We start from the raw sequence: 4,855 nt of genomic DNA, 5'->3' as shown, positions 1-4,855 counted from the left end.
CTCCGGGGGCGGTGCCTGTGGTTCCTGGAGGGGGGGAGGTTCCGGACCGGACGGCACGGCGTCCGGGGGGAGGACCTCGCTCACGTCGGCGGTGTGCTCGACGGCGAGGGACTCCACTCCCGGGTCGTGCGTGATCCACAGCATCGCGCCGGCGACGAACAGGGCCACGACCGCCGCGAGGAGGGCCGCGAGCCAACCCGGCAGGAAGCCCCGCTGGATGTAGGTGCCCTCCACCGTGAGCGGATCCCGCCCCGAGCGCTGCACCGCGAGGGTGTACGGCCGTTCCTGGTTGGAGCCGAACCAGATGATCTCCCGCGGCCGCAGCGTGCTGGTGACGAAGGCGGCCCGTCCGGGCTCGATCCGCACGTGGCCCGGCTGGATGTCGTAGGAGAGCCGGTCGCCGTCGTCGCTGCCGACCACGGAGGCGGTGAGCGGCGTGTTGCCGAGGTTGTCGACCGCCAGCCGGGGACGTCCGCGGAACCTCCCCCTGACGGTGGGCGGCACCAGTTCCGCCCGCACCTCGCTGAAGGGGAGCACGGTGATGTTGCCCTCGGGAACGACCGTGGCCTCGGGGTGCTCGGTCGGCGTGATCCGCACCGCGTACGGGGTCGGCCCCGCCAGGGCGTCGGGGTCACGGGGCGGTGCGAAGGTCAGCTCGACGTCCCCGGTCGTCCCCGGGTAGAGACGGAGCGTCCGCGGTTCCACCGTGGTCCAGGGGGCGACCTCTCCCACGGGCTCGAAGTGGTACTCGTCGACGACATCGCCGGTGTTGCGCAGCCGCAGGCGCACCCGCGTGGCGTCGCCGGGGCGAACGGTCGCGGAAGCGGGTTCCAGGGAGGTCCACAGGGTCACGTCGGGAGCGTAGTGAACGGGCCCCCACCCGGTCAGGAGCCGTCGGAGCCGTACCCGGTGTCCGGAAGGGCAGGGTTGATGCCCTCGCGGAAGCCCTTCGGGAGGGGAGCGGGAAGGGTGCGGCGGAACTCCCGGGTCATGCCCCGGGGCATGTCAAGTGCCCCGGCGGGCAACGAATCTGCCCGCTGGAGGGGCCGGTGGGACGTTTCGTCGCGGAAGCGACGCGGGTGATGGTTGTCGTATCCCTACTCCTACCCCGAGGAGATGCACACCATGCCGTCCTATCTGTCCCCCGGCGTCTACGTCGAGGAGGTAGCGAGCGGAACGCGTCCCATCGAGGGGGTGGGCACCTCGGTGGCGGCCTTCGTCGGCCTCGCGCCCACCGGGCCGATGAACGAGCCGACGCTGGTCACCAACTGGACCCAGTACGTGGCATCGTTCGGTGACTTCACCGAGGGGTACCACCTCGCGCAGGCCGTCTACGGGTTCTTCAACAACGGCGGCACCACCGCCTATGTCGTGCGGGTCGGCGGCTCGCCCGATGGCTTCCCGGCCGAGGCCGGCGGACGCCCCGGAGCGCTCGACACCGCGCCCGCCGCACCGGCGGCGCCGGTGCCGGCCGCGCCGAGGGAGCTCGGCACCTTCACCGTCACCGCGATCGCCCCCGGCCGGCGGGGACCGCTGAGCGTCGAGGTGGCCGACGCGGAGGGCGAGGGCCCGGCCGAGCGGTTCCGACTGAACGTCAGGGACGGTGACAGGGTCGTCGAGAGCTTCGACGTCACCCCGGGCAGGAAGAGCGGCCGTTCCTACGTCGTCACCCAGGTCAAGGAGCGTTCCCAATTCATCTCCGTGGCCGAGGCGGCCCCCGCCGCGCAGCTCGCCCGCCCGGAGAACCAGACCGTGACGCTCGAGGCACCCGCTCCCGCCCCGGCACCGGTGGAACGGCCCGCTTCGAACCCTCCGGCCCCCGGCGCCGAGCAGTACCTCGGCGACTCCGCCGACCGCACCGGCTTCGGCGGCCTGGAGGCCATCGACGAGATCACCATGGTCGCGGTCCCCGACCTGATGGCCGCCTACCAGCAGGGCGCCATCGACCTGGAGACCGTCAAGGCCGTCCAGCTCGGCCTCATCGCGCACTGCGAACTGATGGGCGACCGGGTCGCCATCATCGACCCGCCGCCGGGCATGAACGCCCGCCAGGTCCGGGTGTGGCGCCAGGAGACCGCCAACTTCGACTCCAAGTACGCGGCGCTCTACTACCCGTGGATCAAGACCTTCGACCCGGCCATCGGCAAGGCCCGGTTGATGCCGCCGAGCGGCCACATCGCCGGTGTCTGGGCCCGCAACGACAGCGAGCGCGGCGTGCACAAGGCGCCGGCCAACGAGGTGGTGCGGGGCGCCGTGGACCTGGAACTCCAGGTCACCCACGGCGAGCAGGACCTGCTCAACCCCATCGGGGTCAACTGCCTGCGGGCCTTCCCCGGCCGTGGCATCCGGGTGTGGGGCGCGCGCACCCTCTCCTCCGACCCGGAGTGGCGCTACCTCAACATCCGCCGGTACTTCAACTACCTGGAGGAGGCCATCCTGCTGGGCACCCAATGGGTGGTCTTCGAGCCCAACGACCACCGGCTGTGGGCCCGCATCCGGCGCAACATCTCCTCCTTCCTGACCAACGAGTGGCGCAGCGGTGCCCTCTTCGGTACCCAGCCCAACCAGGCCTTCTACGTCAAGTGCGACGAGGAGACCAACCCGCCGGAGTCCATCGACGTCGGCCGCGTCGTCTGTGAGATCGGTGTCTCCGTGGTCAAGCCCGCCGAGTTCGTGATCTTCCGGCTCTCCCAGTACTCCAGCGGCTCCAGCGAGCTGGAGGAGTAGGCACCCGGTCGGCCGGTCACCGGAGCCCCCGGCTCCGGTGACCGGCCGACGCGCGGTGCCCCATCACTTCCCGCGGGGTGTGTCGTGACCCCGCCCCGACACAGAGAGAGAACGAACCGATGGCTCTGGAGCAGGGCGACGCCCTCACAGTTCACAACTTCGGCATCCAGATCGACGGCATCCTGGTCGACACCATCCACGAGATCAGTGATTTCACCTACGAGCTGGAAGTCATCACCTACACGCAGAACACGGCCGACGGGGGCGCCCCGCTCACCAAGAACATGCCGGGCATCGCGAAGGGCGGCAGCCTGAGCGTCGTCTACGGCGCCAACACCGACAAGGTCTTCACCGACTGGGTGAGCGACTCGATCGCGGGCGACATGGGGCAGGCCCGCAAGGACGCCTCGGTCATCCTCATGGACTACCAGCGGAACCCGGTGCGGCGCTACAACCTGCGCAACGCGTGGTGCCACAAGGTGGCCCCCTCGTCGCTGACCGCCGGCGACGCGTCGCCGCTCACCGAGACCGTGACCATCACCTTCGAAGAGCTGGTCATCGAGTAATGAGGCGTACGGTCACCCTGCCGACGATGAGGAACGCCGCCGCCGGAGGCCGGGCCCCGGCCGGGGAACAGGCCCCGACCCCGACCCCGGCCCCGGAACCGGCTCCGGCGCGCCCGGCCGTCCCTCACGCCTCGGAGCTGCGCACCGAATTCCCCTTCGAACTGCCGCGCGGGTACGTCGACGCCGAGGGCACGGTCCACCGGGACGGGGTGATGCGGCTCTCCACCGCGCGGGACGAACTGCTCCCGCTCCGCGACGTCCGGGTGCGGGAGAACCCGGCGTACCTCTCGGTGGTGCTCCTGGGGCGTGTCATCACCCGGCTCGGCACCCTTCCGGTGGTGCACGACGGCACCGTCGAGGGGATGTTCGCCTCGGACCTGGCGTTCCTCCAGGACTTCTACCGCCAGATCAACGCCGAGGGGCACACCCGGGCCTCGGTGACCTGTCCCCACTGCTCCGAGCCCTTCGAGGTGGAGCTCGGCGGGAGCCGCCTGGGGGAATCGTGACGTACGCGACCGACCGTCTGCACGAGGAGATCGCGTACCTCGCCTACCACTTCCACTGGGGACACGCCGAGCTCCTGGACCTGGAGCACCACGATCGGATCCGCTACGTGCGGCAGGTCGCGGCCCTGGTGCCGCACACCGAGACGGGGGACTGAACGGTGGGTTTCCTCGACCGTCTGCTGCGTCGTCCGGACGAGGCGGCCGGCTCCCCCGCCGAGCGGCCCGGCACCCTCGGCGGGACCGCGTCCGCTCCCGCCGACGTGCCGGCCCCGGAACGCCCCGCCGTGGCGGCCTGGGCGTCGTTGCCGCCGCTCCGGCCGGTTCTGGGCGGGGGGCGGCAGGTCGCCAACGCCCGGTTCGAGGACCGCCTCGCGACCTTCCGCGACCCCTCGCAGCGCCGGGAGCGGCCTCCGGTGATCCTGGACGGGCGGGCTCCCGTGAGTCCCATGGGGCGGATGCCGGAGCCGCCCCGGGGCGCCGTTCCGGGACTCGAAACCCCGGCGCCCGAACCGGCGTCGGGGTACTCCGTGTCCCCGATCCCGGTGGATCCGGGACCGGCCGACGTGCAGCGTGCCCCGCATCCGGTGCCGACCGGGCCGGTGACCCGGCCCGGGGCGCCCACCCCACGGTCGGGGATCCGGGTGCGCCCCCGTCCGGCGACACCGGCACCGGCGCCGAGCCGGCGCTCCCTGACCAGGGCGGCGACGGACCCGACCGCCTCCGAACGGCGGGTACTGCCCGCCGTACGCCGGGAACCGACTCCTCGCACGGACACACCCGCGGCGCCGGTCACGGCTGCCCCCGCGCCCCCGACGGGTGCGCCCGCGCCCCCGACGGGTGCGCCGCGTTCGGGGCCGTCGGCACCCGGGGGAGGGGCGGACACCCCCGGGCGCGGCGGCTCCGGCGGGCCCGGGAACCCACCCGTTCAACGGGCGGTGTCCGCCGACACGCCGGGCCCCCGGCCGTCGCGACCCGCGTCGAAGGGCGGCTCCTCCCGTCCCGGTCCCGCCCCGGCCCCCGGGGCGGGACCGGGAAACCCGGTGGCCCCGGCACGCC

General features: G+C 72.6%; 5 protein-coding genes. 4 read left to right on the top strand and 1 reads right to left on the bottom strand.

Annotation, left to right across the window (positions count from 1 at the left end):
* On the bottom strand, window positions 1-852 hold an 852-nt coding region (locus FOE67_RS16660), incomplete at its 3' end, for a COG1470 family protein (protein WP_438874240.1).
* A gap of 273 nt (window positions 853-1,125) precedes the next feature.
* On the opposite strand from FOE67_RS16660, the gene FOE67_RS16655 reads away from it, so the two are divergent.
* The 4 genes from FOE67_RS16655 (at window position 1,126) to FOE67_RS16640 (ending at window position 3,954) form a co-directional block, all read left to right on the top strand.
* Complete coding sequence (locus tag FOE67_RS16655; RefSeq protein WP_182665072.1) at window positions 1,126-2,727, top strand: phage tail sheath family protein; 1,602 nt, start codon at window positions 1,126-1,128, stop codon at window positions 2,725-2,727.
* A gap of 119 nt (window positions 2,728-2,846) precedes the next feature.
* Window positions 2,847-3,293 (top strand): phage tail protein, encoded by a 447-nt coding sequence (locus FOE67_RS16650; RefSeq protein WP_182606499.1) that lies wholly within the window; start codon window positions 2,847-2,849, stop codon window positions 3,291-3,293.
* Window positions 3,293-3,799: a hypothetical protein gene (locus FOE67_RS16645; RefSeq protein ID WP_438874239.1), complete on the top strand. Its 507-nt coding sequence runs from the start codon at window positions 3,293-3,295 to the stop codon at window positions 3,797-3,799. The genes FOE67_RS16650 and FOE67_RS16645 overlap by 1 nt, the downstream gene beginning before the upstream one ends.
* Entirely contained in the window at window positions 3,796-3,954 is a 159-nt protein-coding gene (locus FOE67_RS16640; protein ID WP_182665070.1) for a DUF6760 family protein, read from the top strand. The genes FOE67_RS16645 and FOE67_RS16640 overlap by 4 nt, the downstream gene beginning before the upstream one ends.
* The last annotated feature ends 901 nt before the right edge of the window (window positions 3,955-4,855 follow it).

The organism is Streptomyces calidiresistens, from assembly GCF_014141525.1.
In the GTDB taxonomy this organism is placed as follows: Bacteria; Actinomycetota; Actinomycetes; order Streptomycetales; family Streptomycetaceae; genus Streptomyces; species Streptomyces calidiresistens.
Note: the sequence above shows the minus strand (reverse complement) of the source record. Positions and strands in the feature narration are given on the sequence as shown.